Origin of the sequence: Pseudomonas sp. D3-27 (assembly GCF_051132165.1) — a bacterium.
Taxonomy (GTDB): domain Bacteria; phylum Pseudomonadota; class Gammaproteobacteria; order Pseudomonadales; family Pseudomonadaceae; genus Aquipseudomonas.
This window is the reverse complement of sequence record NZ_CP071667.1, coordinates 5,097,398-5,118,905: the sequence shown is the minus strand read 5'-3', so window position 1 is coordinate 5,118,905 and position 21,508 is coordinate 5,097,398. Positions and strand designations below refer to the sequence as shown.

Annotated in this window: 11 protein-coding genes; 5 read left to right on the top strand and 6 right to left on the bottom strand. The window is 61.1% G+C overall.

From position 1 onward, the window contains the following. Window positions 1–84: 84 nt before the first annotated feature. Window positions 85–1,569: a sodium/proline symporter PutP gene (putP, locus tag J3P92_RS22980; protein ID WP_420766132.1), complete on the top strand. Its 1,485-nt coding sequence runs from the start codon at window positions 85–87 to the stop codon at window positions 1,567–1,569. Window positions 1,570–1,642: 73 nt separating this feature from the next. On the opposite strand, the gene J3P92_RS22975 is transcribed toward putP, so the two are convergent. Beyond that, window positions 1,643–2,143 carry a DUF2165 family protein gene (locus J3P92_RS22975; RefSeq protein WP_434649160.1) on the bottom strand — a complete coding sequence of 167 codons (501 nt, stop codon included), beginning with the start codon at window positions 2,141–2,143 and terminating at the stop codon, window positions 1,643–1,645. A gap of 262 nt (window positions 2,144–2,405) precedes the next feature. Here J3P92_RS22975 and J3P92_RS22970 point away from each other — a divergent pair, with 262 nt between their 5' ends. Beyond that, window positions 2,406–4,442 (top strand): type VI secretion system tip protein VgrG, encoded by a 2,037-nt coding sequence (locus J3P92_RS22970; protein WP_434649158.1) that lies wholly within the window; start codon window positions 2,406–2,408, stop codon window positions 4,440–4,442. Window positions 4,443–4,569: 127 nt separating this feature from the next. After that, entirely contained in the window at window positions 4,570–5,409 is an 840-nt protein-coding gene (locus tag J3P92_RS22965; protein WP_420766135.1) for a 23S rRNA (adenine(2030)-N(6))-methyltransferase RlmJ, read from the top strand. Between the two features lie 297 nt (window positions 5,410–5,706). On the opposite strand, the gene msrA is transcribed toward J3P92_RS22965, so the two are convergent. The 5 genes from msrA to aceE all read right to left on the bottom strand — a co-directional run bounded on the left by msrA (window position 5,707) and on the right by aceE (window position 15,315). Next, complete coding sequence (gene msrA, locus J3P92_RS22960; protein WP_420766136.1) at window positions 5,707–6,354, bottom strand: peptide-methionine (S)-S-oxide reductase MsrA; 648 nt, start codon at window positions 6,352–6,354, stop codon at window positions 5,707–5,709. Between the two features lie 84 nt (window positions 6,355–6,438). Next, a complete protein-coding gene (locus J3P92_RS22955) occupies window positions 6,439–9,132 on the bottom strand; it encodes an EAL domain-containing protein (RefSeq protein ID WP_434649156.1) in 2,694 nt (897 codons plus the stop codon). Window positions 9,133–9,325: 193 nt separating this feature from the next. Further along, the gene (locus tag J3P92_RS22950) at window positions 9,326–10,717 is read right to left on the bottom strand and encodes an alkaline phosphatase D family protein (RefSeq protein WP_434649154.1); all 1,392 of its coding nucleotides are present in this window, start codon (window positions 10,715–10,717) and stop codon (window positions 9,326–9,328) included. Window positions 10,718–11,011: 294 nt separating this feature from the next. Then, on the bottom strand, window positions 11,012–12,658 hold the full coding sequence (gene aceF, locus J3P92_RS22945; RefSeq protein WP_434649152.1) for a dihydrolipoyllysine-residue acetyltransferase: 1,647 nt from the start codon (window positions 12,656–12,658) through the stop codon (window positions 11,012–11,014). A gap of 11 nt (window positions 12,659–12,669) precedes the next feature. Beyond that, window positions 12,670–15,315, bottom strand: coding sequence for a pyruvate dehydrogenase (acetyl-transferring), homodimeric type (gene aceE / locus J3P92_RS22940; RefSeq protein ID WP_434649150.1), 2,646 nt, complete (start codon window positions 15,313–15,315; stop codon window positions 12,670–12,672). 382 nt (window positions 15,316–15,697) lie between these two features. On the opposite strand from aceE, the gene glnE reads away from it, so the two are divergent. Then, on the top strand, window positions 15,698–18,637 hold the full coding sequence (gene glnE, locus J3P92_RS22935; RefSeq protein ID WP_434649148.1) for a bifunctional [glutamate--ammonia ligase]-adenylyl-L-tyrosine phosphorylase/[glutamate--ammonia-ligase] adenylyltransferase: 2,940 nt from the start codon (window positions 15,698–15,700) through the stop codon (window positions 18,635–18,637). A 1,836-nt stretch (window positions 18,638–20,473) separates the two neighbouring features. Beyond that, window positions 20,474–21,508 (top strand): lipopolysaccharide heptosyltransferase II, encoded by a 1,035-nt coding sequence (waaF, locus tag J3P92_RS22930; protein ID WP_434561014.1) that lies wholly within the window; start codon window positions 20,474–20,476, stop codon window positions 21,506–21,508.

Below are 21,508 nucleotides of genomic sequence, written 5' to 3'. Positions count from 1 at the left end.
GTCCACAAAACGTCCGCACAACGTTCGCGTTGTCGACGCTTTCAACTGCCACCGCACCATAAAAACAAAGCCAGGGCGTAACTCATGAGTGTTAGCAATCCCACCCTGATCACCTTCGTGATCTATATCGCAGCCATGGTCCTGATCGGCCTGATGGCTTATCGCTCCACCAACAACCTTTCCGACTACATCCTGGGCGGTCGCAGCCTGGGCAGTGTCGTGACGGCGCTTTCTGCCGGCGCTTCCGACATGAGCGGCTGGTTGTTGATGGGTTTGCCCGGTGCAATCTACATGTCCGGCCTGTCGGAGAGCTGGATCGCCATCGGCCTGATCATCGGTGCCTATCTGAACTGGCTGTTCGTGGCCGGTCGCCTGCGGGTCCAGACCGAGCACAATGGCGATGCGTTGACGCTGCCGGATTATTTCTCCAGCCGTTTTGAAGACACCAGTGGCTTGCTGCGGATCATCTCTGCGGTGGTGATCCTCGTGTTCTTCACTATCTATTGCGCTTCCGGCATCGTGGCCGGTGCACGCTTGTTCGAAAGCACCTTTGGCATGTCCTACGAGACCGCGCTGTGGGCTGGTGCTGCCGCGACCATCGCCTACACCTTCATCGGTGGTTTCCTGGCGGTCAGCTGGACCGATACCGTACAAGCCACGCTGATGATCTTCGCGCTGATCCTGACGCCGATCATCGTGCTGCTGGCCACGGGCGGCGTGGATACCACCTTCCTGGCGATCGAAGCGAAAGACGCGACTTCGTTCGACATGCTGAAAAACACCACCTTCATCGGGATCATCTCGCTGATGGGCTGGGGCCTGGGCTACTTCGGCCAGCCGCACATCCTGGCGCGCTTCATGGCGGCGGATTCGGTCAAGTCGATCGCCAAGGCGCGTCGCATCTCCATGGCCTGGATGATCCTGTGCCTGGGTGGCACCGTTGCCGTTGGCTTCTTCGGTATCGCGTACTTCTCGGCTAACCCAGAGGTGGCCGGTCCAGTGACCGAAAACCCTGAGCGTGTATTCATCGAGCTGGCGAAAATCCTGTTCAACCCATGGGTTGCCGGTGTACTGCTGTCGGCCATCCTCGCGGCAGTCATGAGCACTCTGAGCTGCCAGTTGCTGGTGTGCTCCAGCGCCCTGACCGAAGACTTCTACAAGACTTTCCTGCGCAAGAGCGCTTCCCAGGTAGAGCTGGTCTGGGTCGGCCGTGCCATGGTGCTGCTGGTGGCCCTGATCGCCATCGCCCTGGCCGCGAATCCGGAAAACCGCGTTCTGGGCCTGGTGAGCTACGCCTGGGCCGGTTTCGGTGCCGCCTTCGGTCCGGTGGTCCTGATCTCCGTGGTCTGGAAGAACATGACTCGCAACGGCGCCTTGGCCGGTATCCTGGTCGGTGCGATCACCGTGGTGGTCTGGAAGCATTTCGAGCTGCTGGGTCTGTACGAAATCATTCCGGGCTTCATTTTCGCCAGCCTGGCCATCTACTTCGTCAGCAAGATGGGCACGCCTACCACCGGCATGCTGCAGCGCTTCGAAGCGGCTGAGAAAGATTTCCGCTTGAACCAGTAAGGCTTTGGCGAGCCTGCAACGGCTCGCTCAAAACAGTAAAAAACGGCCCGCCTCCATTGGAGCGGGCCGTTTTTTATGGCTGAGGGTCCAAGGTGTCGGGCTGGTTGAGAAAAATCAGTACGCCCAGCAGCGCCATGTAGAACCTGAACGCGGCATCCTGGCCATTCCAGATCTCGGATTGCCACATCAGGAACCACTCGCCGCCAACGACCATGAAGCCGAAAAACCAGACGAAGAATCCGACCGTCAGCCCAACGATGGGCCATTTTTTTGCCCGATTGAAAGCCAGGCCATCCGCCCTGCGTGCCCGCCAGAGTGTCAGCCCGCCATAGGCCAGCAGCACGGTGGTGATTGCTTCGCCGAGGATGATCAGCCCATAAGCCCCGTGCCACATCCAGGGCTCGTCAATGGCCCGATATCGGGCGGCGTTGTTGGGAAAGGTGGTGTCCATGCTCAGCACATGCTGGACGAAATTGAAGTTGGAGCTGTAGTCCGTGACGTTGTTGAACACGGTCAGGAAGGCGAAGGCGGCAAGCGCCAGGATCATGGCGATTTTTGTATAGCGGAGGGTCATGGTTGCGTCCTTGGCTTTTACGACCAAACGACGTTATCACGCCTTTGCGCGATAGAAGGCCGGTCGCTGTGTAAGAAGCAGCTGATTACTTCGTACGAAGGCTTTCAGGATCGCGGTGTATGGATTGTCCATCGGAAAATGCAGCGTGCCTTGCAGCTTTTTGACTCTTGGGTGTAGGGGAAATCTGTTTTTCCTGACAATGGATCAACACTGCCAGTGGCTCGTGCAGAATCGCCCGTCTCATTCAGCAGAGGCACATCGGATGTTCGCGCCTGCCAATTCACCACGTTTCACGCTGGCGTTCGACAGCGGGCCAAATGACCTCAAGGTGCTTGAGTTCAAGGGCAAGGAAGCCATCAGCCAACCCTATTGCTTTGATCTGGAGCTGGTCAGCGATCGGCCCGACCTGGTGCTGGAGGACCTTCTGCATCGCCAGGCTTACCTGGGTTTCGATCGCTGCGGCGGTGGGATACATGGCCAGGTCTACAGCGTGGCCCAAGGCGACTCGGGCAAGCGCCTGACCCGTTACCAGATCGCCCTCGTGCCACGCCTGGCGTACTTGCGCCATCGCATCAACCGGCGAATTTTCCAGCATCTGAGTGTGCCCGCCATCGTTGGCCTCGTCCTGAAGGATCATGGCATCCTGGCCGATGCATTCCAGTTCAGTCTGGGTGGGCAATACCCCGAGCGTGAATATTGCGTGCAGTACGGTGAAAGCGATCTGGACTTCATCGAGCGGCTATGTGCCGAGGTCGGCATCCATTACCACTTCCAGCACAGCCCTGACGGGCATCTGCTGGTGTTTGGCGACGACCAGACGATGTTCAAGCGTTTACCCGGGTCGACACTATACCTGCCGGGCAGCGGGATGGCTGGCGCTGCGCCGGCCATCAAGCGCCTGGCGGTACGGCACCAGGCGCGAACCACTGCGGTGACGCTACGCGACTATGACTTCCGCAAGCCTGGCCTGCTGCTGCAAACCGGTCTCGGTGGGCAAGCGCCAGCTTCGCTTGAGGATTATCAATATCCCGGCCAATTCATCGACCGTGCCGATGGCAGCCACCTGGCCCGACGTTCCCTCGAGCGACACGGCGCGGAGCACCTTTTGGCGGAGGGCAGCAGTGACGACAGCGCTTTCGCCAGCGGACATTTCATGCGCATCGAGGAGCATCCCCGCCCGCAATGGAATGATCTCTGGCTGTTGACGCAGGTCGATCACCGTGGCCGGCAGCCGCAAGTGCTGGAAGAGAACGCTTCGGTCGGCCCGGGTGAATTCCAGGGCTACGGCAATACCTTCCTGGCGACGCCCTGGGACGTTTTTTTCCGTCCGCCTTTGCAGCACAAGAAGCCGTCGATCAGTGGCTACCAGTCAGCGGTAGTGACCGGACCGGTGGGCAGCGAGATCCATTGCGATGAGTTCGGGCGGGTCAAGGTGCAACTGGTCTGGGATCGCGACGGTGCAGGTGATGAGCATTCCAGCTGCTGGCTGCGCGTGGCCACCGGCTGGGCGCACGATCGTTACGGCAGTGTGATGATTCCTCGGGTCGGAATGGAGGTGCTGGTCGGGTTCATGGACGGCGACGTCGATAAACCGCTGGTGGTCGGTTGCCTGCCGAACGGCGCCAACCCGCTGCCGCTCGACCTGCCGGCCGACAAGACCCGCAGTATCCTGCGCAGCCAGAGCAGCCCCGGTGGTGGCGGCTACAACGAATTGCACATCGAAGACCGCAAGGGCGCCGAGGAGATCTACCTTCGAGCCCAGCGCAACTGGACTCAGCATGTGCTGCATGACCAGCGCGTGCAGGTCGATCATGAGCGCAGCATCTTCGTTGCCGGCTTGTCCCGGCACGAACTCAAGGACGGCGAGCAGCGCATCACCCGGGGGCGACGGCAGGTCGAAGTTCGCCAGGACGATCACCTGATGGTGACGGGCGACCGGCATATCCGTGTCGCCAACCAGGCCCTGAGCGCTGCTGGGCGGTTTCATGTCAGCGCCGGCCAACAGATCGTGCTGGAGGGCGGCGCCACTGCAACCATCCAGGCCGGCGGGCACTGGATCAACATCGGACCGGGCGGAATTTTCAGCAGCGTACCCATCCAGGTCGGCGGCGCGCCGATGGTGGCGATGGGCGCCGAACCCGTTGCAGCGGGCGCTCCGGATAAACTTGCCGCCGCGCTGGCGCCACCGCTGTCCTTGGCGCAAATACTCAGTTTGAAGAGTCCTGCGCCGTTCTGTGAGGAGTGCGAACGCTGCAAGGAGGGCTCCTGTGCCGTGCCGTTGGCTGCGCTTGGGAGATAAGTTCAGAGATGCGCAGTGCAGCGTGAGCAAGCTCCCTCGCTACGGGGCGCTGTTCGTCCACTCGGCCGCCAACCCCTGACGTTGGGCGCGCTTCGAGGTAAACTCGTCGCCCTTCGCAGGAGCCGCCATGAATTATCGCCACGCCTTCCACGCCGGCAATCACGCCGATGTGTTCAAACACCTGACCTTGACCCGCCTCATCGCCTTGATGTCGCGCAAGGAGCAGCCCTTCGCCTACCTCGATACCCACGCAGGCATCGGGCTTTACGACTTGCAGGGCGACCAGGCCAGCCGTACCGGTGAATACCTGGAAGGCATCGCACGGTTGTGGGACCAGGACGACCTGCCGCCCCTGACCGCCGATTACATGAAGGTGCTGCGCGAGATGAACCCGGACGGCCAGTTGCGCTATTACCCGGGCTCGCCGGAGTTGGCACGGCGCCTGACCCGACCGCAGGACCGAGTATTGCTCAACGAGAAGCATCCGGAGGACGGCGTGTTGCTCAAGGACAACATGAAGGGCGACCGTCGCGTGGCGGTCCACTTGGGCGAAGGCTGGCATGTTCCTCGTGCGTTGTTGCCGGTGGCAGAGAAGCGCGCTCTGATGTTGATCGATCCGCCGTTCGAACAGCTGGATGAGATGCAGCGTTGCGCCGCGTCGCTCAAGGAAGCCGTCAGTCGGATGCGCCAGACCGTGGCGGCGATCTGGTACCCGGTAAAGGACCAGCGCATGTTGCGTCGTTTCTACCAGGACTTGGCCGGCACGGGCGCGCCTAAATTGTTGCGGGTGGAGTTGCTGGTGCACCCGCTGGCCACGCCCAACAGCCTGAACGGCTCGGGCCTGGCCATTGCCAATCCGCCGTGGGGGCTTGAGGAGGAACTGCGCGAGCTGCTGCCGTGGTTGTCCAGGAAACTTGGGCAGACCCAGGGTGGGTGGCAGATGGATTGGTTGATTGCTGAAAGCTGATCGCTGAGCCGATGCATTCAGGTCGTCAGGCAGGACGCCTTCGCGAGCAAGCCCGCTCCCACATGGGGTGTCGAGGTGTACGCGACATCTGTGTCCGCCCCGGGCCCCTGTGGGAGCGAGCTTGCTCGCGATGGCGGCGGCACATCCAACATCACCGCCCCAGATCCACCGCTATCGCGAGCAAGCTCGCTCCCACATGGGGATCTGAGGCGTACGCAAGAGTTATGTCGCCACCGGACCTGTGGGAGCGAGCTGGCTCCGGGCGGCGATCCGACGAAGCTTTTCAGGGCCCGACCGTCAGATCGGGCAGGTCACGCCCGTGCCGCCAATCCCGCAATAGCCTTCAGGGTTCTTCGCCAGGTATTGCTGGTGATACGCCTCGGCAAAGTAAAACGTCGGCGCTTCGTCGATTTCGGTGGTGATTTCTCCCAGCCCGGCCTTGCCCAGCTCAGCCTGGAACACTTCCTTGCTCTTCTTCGCCGCTTCCAGTTGCTCGGGCGTGGTGCAGTAGATCACTGAGCGGTACTGGGTGCCGATGTCGTTGCCCTGGCGCATGCCCTGGGTCGGGTTGTGCAATTCCCAGAACATCTTCAGCAAGTCGTCATAGCTGACTTTCTCCGGCTCGTAGACCACCAGCACGACTTCGCTGTGGCCGGTCAGGCCGGAGCATACTTCTTCATATGTCGGGTTTGGCGTAAAGCCGCCCGCATAACCCACCGCCGTGCTGACAACGCCTTCCCGTTGCCAGAACCTGCGCTCCGCGCCCCAGAAGCAGCCGAGGCCGAAGATGGCGAAGTCCACATTGGTGACGAATGGGCCCAACAGCGGCGCGTCGAGGACAAAGTGTTTTTCCGGCACGGCCATTGGGGTTTCACGGCCAGGGAGAGCTTGATCGGGAGTAGGAAGCACGTTTTTGTTCACCAGGATTTCCGAGCGCAAGACCATCATCAGTCCTCTCAGTCAGATTGAGTTGAGCGAAATAGACCGTCAGTGTGCCTCAGAAAAGCCGCTGCAAGCTATAAGCGGCTGTCAGACCAGCGGACCGCGCGGGTAGCGCTTAAGCTTCTCGACGAGCTCTGCGCCGGGGATCGGCCGGTCGAAGAGGTAACCTTGGCCGACGTCACAGCGGTGGCGCCGCAGGAAGGCGAGCTGCTGGGCGGTCTCGATGCCTTCGGCCACGACCTTGAGCTTCAGATTGTGGGCCATGGCAATCACCGCGGAGGTGATCTCCATGTCGTCCTGGTTGTCCGGGATTTCATGGATAAAGCTGCGATCGATCTTGATGATGTCGATCGGGAATTTCTTCAGGTAGCTCAGGGATGAATAACCGGTGCCGAAGTCATCCATCGCCAGGGTCAGGCCCAGGCGCTTGAGCTGGTCGAGTTGCAGGTGGGTGTCTTCGGTGGCTTCGAGCAGCAGGCCTTCGGTCAGTTCAAGTTCCAGCAGCCGCGCGGGCAATTGTTCTTCCTTGAGGATGCTGGCGATCGAGGCCACCAGGTCCGGGTCGGAAAACTGCTTGGGCGACAGGTTGATCGCCACTTGCAGATTGCCCAGGCCAGCCGCGGTCAGCTGTTTGCTCATGCGGCAGGCCTGGCGGGCGATCCATTTGCCGATGGGGATGATCAGGCCGGTTTCCTCGGCCACGCTGATGAACTGGTCAGGACGGATCATGCCTTTTTCCGGATGATTCCAGCGCAGCAGCGCTTCCATGCCCAGCAAGCGACCGCTGCGCAGACACAGCTTGGGCTGGTAGAACACGTCCAGTTCATTCTGGGTCAAGGCGCGTCGAAGGTTGTTTTCCACGAACAGCTTGTAGCTGGCCTCGGCGTTCAGCGCCTCGGTGAACACCTGGACCTGGTGCTTGCCGTTGGCCTTGGCCTTGTGCAGAGCGAGGCCGGCGTTGCGCATGAGGGTCTGTGGGTCGCGGCCATGCAAAGGCGCGCAGGCCAGGCCCACGGAGCCGGTCACGCTGATCAACTGGTTATCGACGAACATCGGCTTGTCGAGCGTCATCAGCAGCTGGCTGGCGATCTGTTGGCCGGCCTTAAGGTCGGTGTCGTCCAGTAGCACCGCAAATTCGTTACTGGCGAAGCGCGCCAGGCTGCCGCTGGAGCTCAGGCTATTGCGCAGGCGCCGAGCCAGGCTGATCAGCAGTTTGTCGCCGGTCTGATGGCCGAGGCTGTCGTTGATGCGCTTGAAGTTGTCGATGTCCACCAGCAGCAGGCTGATGGGCGAATTGCTGTCGCGGGCGAAGCGTTCATCCAGGTTGCGGATAAAAGCCGGACGGTTGCCCAGGTTGGTCAGGTTGTCGGTGTAGGCCAGGCGTTCGATGCGCTGCTGGGCCAGTTTGGTCTGCGTGATGTCTTCGTAGATGCCGATGTAGTGGGTCAGCTCGCGGTTGTCGCCATAGACCTTGGAGATCGACAACTGGCCCCAGTAGGGTTCGAGGTTCTTGCGTCGGCTCTTGAATTCGCCCTGCCAGCTGTTGCTCTGGGCCAGGGCCGATGGCGCATCGAACAGCAGTTCGCTGAGGTTCTCCAGGGCCGGCAGTTCCGAGAGGCGCTGGCCGTGAACTTCTTCGGTGGTGTACTGGGTGATGGCGGTGAAGCTTGGGTTGACGTACTCCACCACACCGTCGCAATTGACCAGCAGGAACGCGTTGGCGCTCTGTTCCACGGCGCGCTGGAACAGGTGCAGGGCGCTGGTGGCGGTGCGGCGGTTGTGGTTGTTGATGACCTGGGCGAATTGGTCAGCCAGTTCGCCGGCGAAGGCGATTTCGTCCGACTGCCAGGCGCGGGTCGCGCCTACTTGCTCCAGGCAGAGCACCCCGACGACTTGCCCGTCGATACGGATGCTGGCGTCGAGGATGGCATTGACGTCCCGGGCCCGGAGGTTCTCGGCCAATTCCCGCGTGCGAGGGTCGCGCATCGCGTTATGGGCATCGATGGCGCGGCAGGTCTGCAACGCTTCCATGTAGTCTGGAAATTCGCTGGCGTTGATCACCTTTGGCAGGAAATGTTCCTGGGAGGCGCGATTATAGGCGGAGATCGGTACCAGCTTGCCGTCCTCCAGATTCCAGATGCTCGCGCAATCGATCTGGTAGATGTCACACGCGCTGCGCGTAATCAGCTCGGCGGCTTCTTGCAGGGATTTGTTGGCGCTGTAGCGCTGGCGAGTCAACAACAGGATCAGGTCTTGCTGGGCGCGGACCCGGTCCAGGTGCTGGAGTTGCTCCTGCTGCGCGCGTTGATTCAATTCCAGGGCGATCTGGAGCCTGGAGTTCTGGGTTTCCAGGTCCACGGCCGGCATGGATGGCCCGTCCTGCAGCAGGTCGTCCACCACCATCAGATAGCCGCGCAGCAGATGGCGATTGTGCTGCCTGTAGGCTTCACCGGTCTCCAGCAGGTTCATCGGCCCATTGGCGGTGTGCAGTGTGTAGCGGATCAGATAGTGGGACGCCTGGGCCAACTGCTGTTGGATCGCGTCATGCAACTGATAGCGCGCTTCAGGCTCCATCAGGCTGGCGAAGGGAGAGCTGACCAGCGAGCAAAGCTCAACGGCCGGCAGGCCGAAGTAGCGTTCGCAGTTTGGATCGAGGAACAGCAACGCCCAGCTTGCTTCATTCAGCCGTTCGAAACGCAGCATACCGAGCCGCGAGGGCACCGGTAACTGCGTCACTACCTCGGCCGCCATACGACTGGCGGCATCGGGTTGGCTTTTCATGGGGAGACTCGCTTCGAAAATGCTGATCGCGCCGGGCTGACGCCCTCGTTATTACGGATTGCCGCAAGGTTGCATCATTGCGGCACTGGCTGACAAGAGACATGAAGGCCAAGTGCTATAAACCTTTTATCGGCCGACGAGGGGATTTCTCCAGTTGTCGGCCGATCAGAGGTGTTCCCTGGGCTACGCAAGCTCAGCGCAACGGTATGTCGACGACCTCCAAGGGATCTCCGTCACGGTCATGAAACGTCACTTGAACGCTCTGGGCCGTGACTTTCAGCTGGGCAAAGTTGTCCTGGCTGATCACCTTGCCGGTCAGCTCGTATTGATACTCACCGCTTGGAGCCCGAGCCATGGGTTTGCCGGGAATAAAAGTCGAGGCATTGGCGTAAGGCAACAGCCTGCTGTTGCAAAATGGCGACGAGACGACTGTGTGGATTTGGAAGTCAGGATCCTGGCTGTGGGTCAGCATGCTCGTCAGGGAACCGTGCACGTCACCAGAGACGAAGATCACATTCTTGATCCGATGGCTGCGGATGGTTTCAAGCAAGCGTAGCCGTTGCTCTGGAAACGCTTGCCAGGCATCCCCTGCGTTGAATTTGCGGTCGGGGTAGAACATGACACCGGTGACGACGAATTTGACCCGGTAGGGGCTGTCGATCAGCCATGTCAGCAGCGAATGTTCCTGTTCTTCATCCAGGATGCGCCGGTTGTTTGCCGACAGGTTGCGTCGAGTCCGGCTGTCGGTAACGAACCATCCTGTATTGCCATGGGCAAATGCATACCAGTAGCGAGTGAGTGGCCTTAACGTGCCGTCATCCAGAAGTTCATGGGCCGGGCTGTGACTGGCTTGATAAAGCTCGTAAGTATCAAGAGCGTTTGTATAGAGAGTTTCGTCTTGGTGATTCTTCTTGGCGGGCCAGTTGTCCTTTATTTCATGATCGTCGAGCATCATGTAAGTCGGCACGCTGGACATCAGTTTTTTAATATGGGGTTGGGAAAAGGCAGTCCGGTATTTGAATAACATGTCCTTGAGGTTGCGGTCCGGCGCAATGAAATTCAGGTCGTCGAGATACACTTGGTCGCCGGTCATCACTACTGCGCTGATGGGTGGGTTGGCTCGCTCCACGATTCGGTTGATACCCGCGAATGTGCGATCCCCCCGTTCCGGTGTCGCCGGGACACCCGCGGTAATGCGCAGGTATCGACACGAGCCGACGATATAGCTGCGTGGGGCGTCGGTCTCGCTGGAGGGCGTGCGCAACTGGTAAATCTCCTTGGGCCACTGCAGCGGCAGCTCCAGTATGGTCTCTGGAGTGTGCGCCGGGCTCAATGTGCTTTTCCAGCCGGCCTGGTATTCATAGAAGGTGTCGGGCTCAAGGCCCTTCAATACGATGACACCGGCTAAGTCGCGATAAGAAACCAGTCGGATGAACTGTCCCCTGGACCAGGCCGTATCGCCTTTTCGGCGGTAGCGGATACCGGCGAATAAAGGATTGTCGGTGTTCCCATCGCCTCGTAGAAAGATACGAGCGTGGTGGGTTGTCGTGTGGCCAATAATAGGGCCTACCGTTGGCTTTAACATGTTCGAATCCATTCGAAGTTTATATTTTCGTCAGCGCCAAAGTTGTTGGGCGCGCTGGATTCATGCTAAAGCCGCAAGCAGGTTAAATATCGGTAGGGCAGGGGGCGGTAGTTGTGGGCAACGACTACCAGAGCAAGTAGTCTTTTATGCGCAAGGGGGTAGGAAAAACCGTTGGTGAAATACGGTTTTAGCCCGAGCAAAAAAAGCCCCGCCAAACGGGCGGGGTTGAGGTACGAGCGTGGCGCTCGGAAAACAGCAGTCAAACGGCCCTCCGCAAGGGAGGGCCGTTCGGTATTACAGCAGGATGGTGCGGATGTCGCCCAGCAGGTCACTCAAGCGCTTGGTGAAGCGCGCTGCGGCGGCGCCGTTGATCACGCGGTGATCGTAGGACAGCGACAGTGGCAGCATCAGCTTCGGCTGGAAGGCTTTACCGTCCCAGACTGGCTGGATGGTGGCCTTGGAAACACCCAGGATCGCCACTTCCGGCGCGTTGACGATCGGCGTGAAGCCGGTGCCGCCAATGTGGCCGAGGCTGGAGATGGTGAAGCAGGCGCCCTGCATGTCGTCGGCGGTGAGCTTCTTGTTCCGGGCTTTTTCGGCCAGGGCAGCGGCTTCGCCAGCCAGTTGCAGCAGGCTCTTCTGGTCGACGTTGCGGATGACCGGTACCAGCAGGCCTTCCGGGGTGTCGACGGCAAAGCCGATGTGCACGTATTTCTTGCGGATCACAGCCTTGCCGCTTGGGGCCAGGGAGCTGTTGAAGTCCGGCAGTTCCTTGAGCAGGTGCGCGCAGGCCTTGAGCAGCAGCGGCAAGACCGTCAGTTTCACGCCGGCCTTTTCCGCCACGGCTTTCTGCGCAACGCGGAAAGCTTCCAGCTCGGTGATGTCAGCCTGGTCGAACTGAGTCACGTGCGGGATGTTCAGCCAGCTGCGGTGCAGGCTCGACGCGCCGATCTGCATCAGGCGAGTCATGGCCACTTCTTCGGTTTCGCCGAAGCGACTGAAGTCCACCGCCGGGATCGGCGGGATGCCCGCGCCGCCGGTGGCGCCTTCGGCCGGTGCGTTCTTGGCCTTCTGCATCATGGCCTTGACGTAGGCTTGCACGTCTTCCTTGAGCACACGACCGTGAGGGCCGCTCGGGCCTACGGCGGACAGCTCGACACCGAATTCACGGGCCAGCTGACGCACCGCAGGGCCAGCGTGCACCTTGGCACCGCTAGGCGCAGGCGCCGCGGCGACAGGGGTAGGAGCCGCTTCGGCCTTGGCGGCGGGGGCGGCGGCTGGCGCTGGCGCTGGGGCGGCTTCAGCCTTGGCAGCAGGCGCAGCAGCCGGGGCTGGCGCGGCAGGCGCCGAGGCACCGGCCACTTTCAGCTTCAGGATCAGGTCACCGGTGCCGACTTCGTCTTCCAGCTTGATCTCGACGCTTTCTACCACACCGGCGGCCGGCGATGGGATTTCCATGCTGGCCTTGTCGGATTCCAGGGTGATCAGCGACTGGTCGGCTTCGACGGTGTCGCCGGCCTTGACCAGTACTTCGATGATCTTGGCCTTGCCCGACGAACCGATGTCCGGGACATGGATGTCCTGAACAGTGGCGGCGGCAGGCGCGGCGGCCGGAGCTGGAGCCGCTTCGGGAGCGGGCGCAGCGGCAGGCTTTTCAGCCGCCGCCGGGGCAGCAGCAGGGGCGGCCGCTTCAGGTGCCGCGGCGGCGCCCTCGACTTCCAGCTCCAGCAACTCGTCGCCTTCCTTCAGGCGATCGCCCAGCTTCACTTTCAGGCTCTTGATGACACCGGCCTTCGGCGCAGGCACTTCCATGCTGGCCTTGTCCGATTCAAGCGTCAGGATGCTCTGGTCGGCTTCGATGCGGTCGCCGACCTTCACAAACAGTTCAATTACTTCACCTTCACCGCTGCCGATGTCAGGTACGCGAATGAGTTCGCTCACGAAAATTCTCCTCAGCAGTCCAGTGGGTTGCGTTTTTCCGGATCGATGCCGAACTTGGCGATGGCTTCGGCCACCACTTTAGGTTCGATATCGCCGCGGTCAGCCAGGGCTTCCAAGGCTGCCAACACAACGAACTCACGGTCGACTTCGAAGAAGTGACGCAGCTTCTTGCGGCTGTCGCTACGGCCGAAACCGTCGGTGCCCAGCACTTTGAATTCCTTGGAAGGAACCCACTGGCGGATCTGTTCGGCGAACAGCTTCATGTAGTCGGTAGAGGCGATGACCGGACCTTTGCGGCCGTTCAGGCACTCTTCGACGTAGCTCAGCTTTGGCTTCTGGCCAGGGTGCAGGCGGTTGCTGCGCTCCACGGCCAGGCCGTCGCGACGCAGTTCGTTGAAGCTGGTGACGCTCCAGACGTCGGCGCCGACGTTGAACTCTTCACGCAGGATCTTCGCCGCTTCACGCACTTCGCGCAGGATGGTGCCGGAGCCCATCAGCTGGACGTGGTGCGCCGCTTCGCGGGTGTCTTCTTCGAGCAGGTACATGCCCTTGACGATGCCCGCCTCTACGCCCGCCGGCATGGCTGGCTGCTGGTAGGACTCGTTCATCACGGTGATGTAGTAGAAGACGTCCTGTTGCTCTTCGGTCATCTTCTTCATGCCGTCCTGGATGATCACCGCCAGCTCGTAGCCGTAGGTCGGATCATAGGTGCGGCAGTTCGGGATGGTCCCGGCCAGCATGTGGCTGTGGCCGTCTTCGTGCTGCAGGCCTTCACCGTTGAGGGTGGTCCGGCCGGCGGTGCCGCCGATCAGGAAGCCACGGGTACGGCTGTCGCCAGCGGCCCAGGCCAGGTCGCCGATACGCTGGAAGCCGAACATCGAGTAGAAGATGTAGAACGGCAGCATCGGCTGGTTGTGGCTGGAGTACGAAGTACCGGCGGCAATGAAGGAGCTCATGGCGCCCGCTTCGTTGATGCCTTCCTCGAGGATCTGGCCCTTCTTGTCTTCCTTGTAGAACATCACCTGGTCTTTATCGACTGGCTCGTAGAGTTGGCCGACGGACGAGTAGATGCCCAACTGGCGGAACATGCCTTCCATGCCGAAGGTACGGGCCTCGTCCGGAATGATCGGGACGATGCGCGAGCCGATTTCCTTGTCCTTGACCAGTTGCGCGAGGATCCGCACGAAAGCCATGGTGGTGGAGATTTCGCGGTCGCCCGAGCCGTCCAGGATGGCCTTGAGGGTATCGAGTGGCGGCGTCGGGATGCTGAAGCTCTTGGCGCGACGCTGCGGCACGAAACCACCCAGGGCGGCGCGGCGCTCGGCCAGGTAACGGGCTTCGGCGCTGCCTTCTTCCGGCTTGAAGAACGGCAGGTTTTCCAGTTCGCTGTCCTTGACCGGGATGTCGAAGCGGTCACGGAACAGCTTCAGGCTCTCGACGTCGACCTTCTTGGTGTTGTGCGCGGTGTTCTTCGCTTCGCCGGCACCGGTGCCATAACCCTTGATGGTCTTGGCCAGGATGACGGTCGGCTGCTCTTTGTGATTGACCGCCTGATGGTACGCCGCGTAGACCTTGTACGGGTCGTGGCCGCCACGGTTGAGCTTCCAGATCTCGTCGTCGGACAGGTCGGCAACCATCGCCTTGAGTTCAGGCGAGTTGAAGAAGTGCTCACGGACGAACGCGCCGTCCTTGGCCTTGTAGTTCTGGTACTCGCCGTCGATGACTTCGTCCATGCGGCGTTGCAGGATGCCGTCGACGTCCTTGGCCAGCAGTGGGTCCCAGAAACGGCCCCAGATGACTTTGTTGACGTTCCACTGGGCACCACGGAACACGCCTTCGAGTTCCTGGATGATCTTGGCGTTGCCGCGAACCGGGCCGTCGAGGCGCTGCAGGTTGCAGTTGATGACGAAGATCAGGTTGTCCAGCTTCTCGCGGCCGGCCAGGGAGATCGCACCCAGGGATTCCGGCTCGTCGCACTCACCGTCACCCATGAAGCACCAGACTTTCTGCTTGCCTGGCTGGATGAAGCCACGGGCTTCGAGATACTTCATGAAGCGCGCCTGGTAGATCGCCTGGATCGGGCCCAGGCCCATGGAAACGGTCGGGAACTGCCAGAAATCAGGCATCAGCCAAGGGTGCGGGTACGAGGACAGGCCGTTGCCGTCCACTTCCTGGCGGAAGTTGTTCATCTGGTCTTCGGTGATGCGGCCTTCCATGAACGCACGGGCGTAGACGCCTGGCGATGCGTGACCCTGGAAGTAGATCAGGTCGCCGCCATGTTCGTCGGTCGGGGCCTGGAAGAAGTAGTTGAAGCCGATGTCATACAGCGTCGCACTGGAGGCGAAGCTGGAGATGTGACCGCCCAGGTCAGAATCTTTCAGGTTGGTACGCATGACCATGGCCAACGCGTTCCAGCGCACCAGCGAGCGAATGCGGCGTTCCATGAACAGGTCGCCAGGCATGCGTGCTTCGTGGGTGACAGGGATCGTGTTGCGGTATGGCGTGGTGATGGCGTAGGGCAGTTGCGAACCGCTGCGGGTTGCGAGTTCACCCATACGGGTCATCAGATAATGAGCACGGTCTTCGCCTTCTTTGTCGAGAACCGATTCCAGGGCGTCCAGCCATTCCTGGGTTTCGACGGGATCGAGGTCTTGCATGGCTTGCTCCAGGGCGGAAAGGCTACCAGAATCGGTTGCCTGAGTTTGCGACTGGCCTTGTGGGCAGACGATATAAATTCTTGGATTGCCGAAGGTTGTCTCGGCGGCGTGTAGTTTTACTACAAATCGTTGGCCGTTTCAGCCTTTCGAATGTATAGACGAGTAGTAAAACTACACATGAGCGGCTTATGGCCCCTCGTTTCGTTGTGAGAATAATCGTTACTGTTGGTCATTAGCCAACTCGAACAGGTAAAAACTTGATGCCGGCTGCCAATAAAACCAGAAAATCAGCTATTTATCATCTTTGTTCGACAGTCGATCAGGTAGTGGCATTCGAAAAAACACTACATCCAGCCTTTCCCGCGCCGATCAAGGATAGACCATGAGCCTGCCCTCGCTTGCCGAAATACCGGCGATTCTCCAGTCATTGGTCAGTCGGGCCGAGCAGTCGTTCCGCGCGGCGGTCGCCACTCTGGACGACGACCATGGGCTCTCTGCCTGGACGCCGCAGCGCTGGGCCGAGTTCAATCGCGTCGTCGCGGCCAGCGACTTTGTCATCGAGCAAAGTGTACGAGACCCGTCGATGCTCTTGGAGCTGGTGCGCAGCGGCGAGTTGGACCGCAGCCTGGCCCCCGGTGAAATGTGCGCGCAGATCGGCGCCGCCGTCCAGGCCGCCGAAACCGAAGATGAGTTGGGTCGCGTGCTGCGTCGCCAGCGCACCCGCCAGCAGGTGCGCATCATTTGGCGTGACCTGACCCGCCAGGCGGACCTGGTCCAGACCTGTCGCGATCTCTCGGACATGGCCGACACCTGCATCGACCAGGCCTATCGATGGTTGTACCAACGCCTGAGTCAGCAATTGGGCATACCCACCGGCCGGCGCAGTGGCGAGCCGCAGCAGATGGTCATCCTAGGCATGGGCAAGCTAGGCGCCGTCGAGCTGAACCTGTCGTCGGACATCGACCTTATCTTCGCCTATCCCGAAGGCGGCGAAACCGTCGGCGCGAAGCGGCCGCTGGATAACCAGGAATTTTTCATCCGCCTTGGCCAGCGCCTGATCAAGGCCCTCGATCCGATGACCGTCGATGGCTTTGTGTTTCGTGTCGACATGCGTCTGCGTCCCTATGGCTCGGCCGGCGCGCTGGTGCTGAGCTTCAATGCCCTGGAGCAGTATTACCAGGATCAGGGGCGCGACTGGGAACGCTACGCGATGATCAAGGCGCGGGTGGTAGCGGGCGACCAGGTGGCCGGCGCGCAACTGCTCGACATGCTGCGCCCGTTCGTCTATCGCCGTTACCTGGATTTTTCCGCCATCGAAGCGTTGCGCACCATGAAGCAGTTGATCCAGCAGGAGGTGCGGCGCAAGGGCATGGCCGACAACATCAAGCTGGGTTCGGGCGGCATCCGCGAGGTGGAGTTCATCGCCCAGGCGTTCCAGTTGATCCATGGCGGTCGCGACCTGAGCTTGCAGCAACGACCGTTGTTGAAGGTGCTTGGCACATTGGAGGGCCAGGGCTACCTGCCGTCCAAGGTGATCGACGAGTTGCGCCAGGGTTATGAGTTCCTGCGTTACACCGAACATGCGATCCAGGCCATTGCCGACCGCCAGACGCAGATGCTGCCGGACACTGCGCAGGATCAGGCGCGCATTGCGTTCATGCTGGGCTTCGCCGACTGGTCGGCGTTCCACGAACAGCTGATGCATTGGCGTGGGCGCGTGGCATGGCATTTCGGCCAGGTCATCGCCGATCCGGACGAAGAAGAGGGCAGCGAAGGCGAAGTCGCGGTGGGTGGAGAATGGCTGCCGCTGTGGGAAGACAGCCAGGATGAGGAAGCGGCGTGTCGCCAGTTAGAGGCGGGCGGTTTCACCGATGCGTCCAAGGCGCTGAGGGCCTTGGCTGCCTTGCGCGCCAGCCCGCAATTGCGCGCGATGCAACGTTTGGGGCGCGAGCGCCTGGATGCGTTCATTCCGCGCCTGTTGGCTCAGGCGGTGGAGCACGCCAATCCGGACCTGGTGCTGGAACGGGTATTGCCATTGGTTGAAGCCGTGGCCCGCCGTTCGGCTTATCTGGTGCTGCTGACCGAGAACCCTGGCGCGTTGCGGCGTTTGCTGACGTTGTGTGCGGCGAGCCCATGGATTGCCGAGCAGATCACCCGTTTTCCGCTGTTGCTCGATGAATTGCTCAACGAAGGCCGTTTGTTCAAGCCGCCGTTGGCGCCTGAGCTGGCGGCGGAATTGCGCGAGCGGCTGACGCGCATCCCCGAGGACGATCTCGAACAACAGATGGAAGCCTTGCGGCATTTCAAGCTGGCCCACCGACTGCGCGTCGCTGCCTCGGAAATCGCCGGCAGCCTGCCGTTGATGAAAGTCAGCGACTACCTGACGTGGCTGGCCGAAGCGATCCTCGAGCAGGTGCTGGCCCTGGCCTGGCGCCAGACAGTCGCCAAGCATGGCGTACCGTTGCGCACCGATGGGAGCCCGTGCGATCCGGGGTTCATCATTGTCGGTTATGGGAAAGTCGGTGGCCTGGAATTGGGGCATGGTTCCGACCTGGACCTGGTGTTCATCCACGATGGCGACCCGCAGGCTGAAACCGACGGCCCGAAACCCATCGACGGCGCTCAATTCTTCACCCGGCTTGGCCAGCGGATCATTCACTTGTTGACGGCCCAGACGAACTCCGGGCAGTTGTATGAAGTGGACATGCGTCTGCGGCCGTCCGGAGCGTCGGGCTTGCTGGTCAGTTCCCTGGGGGCGTTTGCCCGCTATCAGGAAAACGAAGCCTGGACCTGGGAGCATCAGGCGTTGGTGCGTGCGCGAGTGCTGGTGGGCAGCCAGGACGTCGGCCAGGCGTTCGAAAAAGTCCGCGCCCAGGTGTTGGGACGCACCCGTGATTTGCCGACGCTGCGCCAGGAAGTCAGCGAGATGCGCGCCAAGATGCGCGACAACCTTGGCAGCAAGGCCACCGCCGCCGGGACCGCGCCGAATGCCTTCGAAGCCACGGCGCCCTTTGACCTCAAGCAGGACGCCGGAGGTATCGTCGATATTGAATTTATGGTGCAATACGCGGCCCTGGCCTGGTCCGAGGCGTACCCTTCACTGGTGCGCTACACCGATAACATCCGCATCCTGGACGGATTGCAGGAGGTCGGATTGATGCCTGCCGAGGATGCCACGCTGTTGCGCGAAGCCTACAAGGCCTACCGCTCCGCCGCCCACCGCCAGGCCTTGCAGAAAGACACTGGGGTGATTGCAGGCGACCAGTTCGTGGATGAGCGTCGACAGGTGATGCGGATCTGGCGAGAGCTGGGGCTGAGTTAAAGGATCGAATGTAGGAACGAGCCTGCTCGCGATAGCGGTAGGTCAGGCGACATCGACGTTGGATGTGCTGGCCCCATCGCGAGCGGGCTCGCTCCCACAGTTGATTGGCGGTGCCGCACGGTATTGGATACTTGTGCGCAACCCTGTGGGAGCGAGCCTGCTCGCGATAGCGGTGGGTCAGGCGACATCGATGTTAGATGTGGTGGCCCCATCGCGAGCAAGCTCGCTCCCACAGTTGATTGGCGGTGCTGCACGATAATGGATACTTGTGCGCAACCCCTGTGGGAGCGAGCTTGCTCGCGATAGCGGTAGGTCAGGCGACATCGATGTTGGATGTGCTGGCCCCATCGCGAGCGGGCTCGCTCCCACAGTTGATTGGCGGTGTCGCACGGTATTGGATACTTGTGCGCAACCCCTGTGGGAGCGAGCTTGCTCGCGATAGCGGTGGGTCAGGCGACATCGATGTTGGATGTGCTGGCCCCATCGCGAGCGGGCTCGCTCCCACAGTTGATTGGCGGTGCTGCACGATATTGGATACTTGTGCGCAACCCCTGTGGGAGCGAGCTTGCTCGCGATAGCGGTGGGTCAGGCGACATCGATGTTGGATGTGCTGGCCCCATCGCGAGCAGGCTCGCTCCCACAGTTGATTGGCGGTGCCGCACGGTATTGGATACTTGTGCGCAACCCCTGTGGGAGCGAGCTTGCTCGCGATAGCGGTGGGTCAGGCGACATCGATGTTGGATGTGCTGGCCCCATCGCGAGCAGGCTCGCTCCCACAATTGATTGGCGGTGCCGCACGGTGTTGGATATTTATGCGGAGCCCTTGTGGGAGCGAGCTTGCTCGCGATAGCGGTAGGTCAGACAACATCGACGTTGGATGTGCTGGCCCCATCGCGAGCAAGCTCGCTCCCACAGTTGATTGGCGGTGCCGCACGGTATTGGATACTTGTGCACAACCCCTGTGGGAGCGAGCTTGCTCGCGATAGCGGTAGGTCAGGCGACATCGACGTTGGATGTGCTGGCCCCATCGCGAGCAAGCTCGCTCCCACAGTTGATTGGCGGTGCCGCACGGTATTGGATACTTACGCGGAACCCCTGTGGGAGCGAGCCTGCTCGCGATAGCGGTAGGTCAGGCGACATCGATGTTGGATGTGCTGGCCCCATCGCGAGCAAGCTCGCTCCCACAGTTGATTGGCGGTGCCGCACGGTGTTGGATACTTGTGCGCAACCCTGTGGGAGCGAGCTTGCTCGCGATAGCGGTAGGTCAGGCGACATCGATGTTGGATGTGCTGGCCCCATCGCGAGCAAGCTCGCTCCCACAGTTGATTGGCGGTGCCGCACGGTATTGGATACTTACGCGGAACCCCTGTGGGAGCGAGCCTGCTCGCGATAGCGGTAGGTCAGACAACATCGACGTTGGATGTGCTGGCCCCATCGCGAGCAGGCTCGCTCCCACAGTTGATTGGCGGTGCCGCACGGTATTGGATACTTGTGCGCAACCCCTGTGGGAGCGAGCTTGCTCGCGATAGCGGTAGGTCAGGCGGCATCGATGTTGGATGTGCTGGCCCCATCGCGAGCGGGCTCGCTCCCACAGTTGATTGGCGGTGCTGCACGGTATTGGATACTTGTGCGCAACCCTTGTGGGAGCGAGCTTGCTCGCGATAGCGGTAGGTCAGGCGACATCGATGTTGGATGTGCTGGCCCCATCGCGAGCAGGCTCGCTCCCACAGTTGATTGGCGGTGTGTTGTAGATTAAGGCCACAGGCAACGACCTAAGCCACAGTGATTCTCGAGGCGGGGAGGCGTAGGCCTCCCCGTATCGTTTTTGGAAAGCACATGAATATTCTGATCGTTGGGCCCAGTTGGGTCGGTGACATGGTGATGGCCCAGACACTGTTCCAGTGTCTGAAGCTGCGTCATCCGCAGTGCGAAATCGACGTTCTGGCCCCTGAATGGAGCCGTCCGATCCTTGAGCGCATGCCCGAGGTGCGCAAGGCCTTGAGCTTTCCGCTCGGCCATGGCGTGCTGGAGCTGGCGACTCGCCGGCGCATCGGCAAATCCCTGGTCGGCCACTACGACCAGGCGATCCTGTTGCCCAATTCGCTGAAATCGGCGCTGGTGCCGTTCTTTGCCGGCATTCCCAAGCGCACAGGCTGGCGCGGCGAGTTTCGCTATGGCTTGCTCAATGACGTGCGCACGCTGGACAAAGATCGTTATCCATTGATGATCGAGCGCTTCATGGCCCTAGCCTACGAGCCGGGGGCCGAATTGCCCAAGCCGTATCCTCGGCCGAGCCTGCAAATCGATCCGGTAACGCGCGAAACGGCCCTGGCCAAGTTCGGTCTGACCCTGGATCGCCCGGTATTGGCCCTGTGCCCGGGCGCCGAGTTCGGTGAGTCCAAGCGCTGGCCGGCGGAGCATTACGCCCAGGTTGCCGAGGCGAAGATCCGTGAAGGCTGGCAAGTCTGGCTGTTCGGTTCGAAAAACGATCACTCGGTGGGCGAAGACATCCGTTCGCGGCTGATTCCGGGCCTGCGGGAAGAGTCGGTCAACCTCAGCGGCGACACGTCCCTGGCCGAGGCGATTGACCTGTTATCCTGCGCCGATTCGGTGGTGTCCAATGACTCCGGCTTGATGCACGTCGCGGCCGCGCTGAACCGTCCGTTGGTGGCGGTCTACGGCTCGACTTCGCCGGGTTTTACTCCGCCGTTGGCCGATCAGGTCGAAGTCGTGCGCCTGGGCATCGAGTGCAGTCCATGCTTCGACCGTACCTGCCGCTTCGGCCATTACAACTGCCTGCGCCAGCTGATGCCGCCGGCGGTGAACGAGGCCCTGGAGCGTTTGCAGGGCACTCCCGTGGAGGTCCGGTAA